The organism is Cecembia lonarensis LW9, assembly GCF_000298295.1.
GTDB classification, from domain to species: domain Bacteria; phylum Bacteroidota; class Bacteroidia; order Cytophagales; family Cyclobacteriaceae; genus Cecembia; species Cecembia lonarensis.
The window spans coordinates 1-708 of sequence record NZ_AMGM01000287.1 but is presented as its reverse complement, the minus strand read 5'-3'; the positions used below and the strand labels follow the sequence as shown (position 1 = coordinate 708).

Sequence of the window (708 nt, the reverse complement as noted above, 5' to 3'; positions counted from 1 at the left end):
ACTCGAGGAACCTTTAGAACCTATAGTTCAAATAGTTCCATAGATGGCAATGGTAACAATACTTCCATTTGACTTTAATGTAACCATTGGAACTATAGGTGCCGTGGCGACAGGCAGATGGACATTGGAGGTAATAGATCCATAAGTGCCGGCCATAAATGGTTCCAAAGGTGCCATAGACAGTATTAGAAGTAATGGAACCATTGGTTCCGCCACCTTGAATCCGCAGCGCTGCCCTCCAAGCGATAATCGGTAGACAGCTCCACCAGCCGTCTAAGTGCCTTGTTGATAACTAAGCATCAGCAGGCGTGCCCCTGGATCACTGACACACCTCCTAGCGAAGGAGAGCCCACACAATCGATCGACCCTAATGGAGCTATTGGTGCAATAAGTGACCACGATCGCAACTGGAACCTTTAGAAGTAATGTAAATATTGGTTACAAAGGTTCCAGGAACTTATGGAACCATAAATTCCATGACTACTATTAGAGCCATTTGCATGGAACTAATGGAACCTTTCGCGCCCTGGAGGTTTTAGTGCAAGTGGAACCATTGGAACTTGCGGTGCTAATGGTTCCATTTCTTCCATAGGCGGCCGCCGCAAGGCTGAAACAGTTTCCGGCGTGTCGAAGCATCAACACACCTAAGAGTGGGGGAGTAAGGCATATTGTGGCTGGTGAAGACTTCCCGTCGTAGCCGGACGACAG

The 708-nt window shown here is 47.9% G+C and carries 1 protein-coding gene; it reads right to left on the bottom strand.

The annotated features are described in order from the left end of the window. Positions 1 to 27: 27 nt before the first annotated feature. Positions 28 to 177: a hypothetical protein gene (locus tag B879_RS24185; protein ID WP_009187246.1), complete on the bottom strand. Its 150-nt coding sequence runs from the start codon at positions 175 to 177 to the stop codon at positions 28 to 30. Positions 178 to 708: the final 531 nt, after the last annotated feature.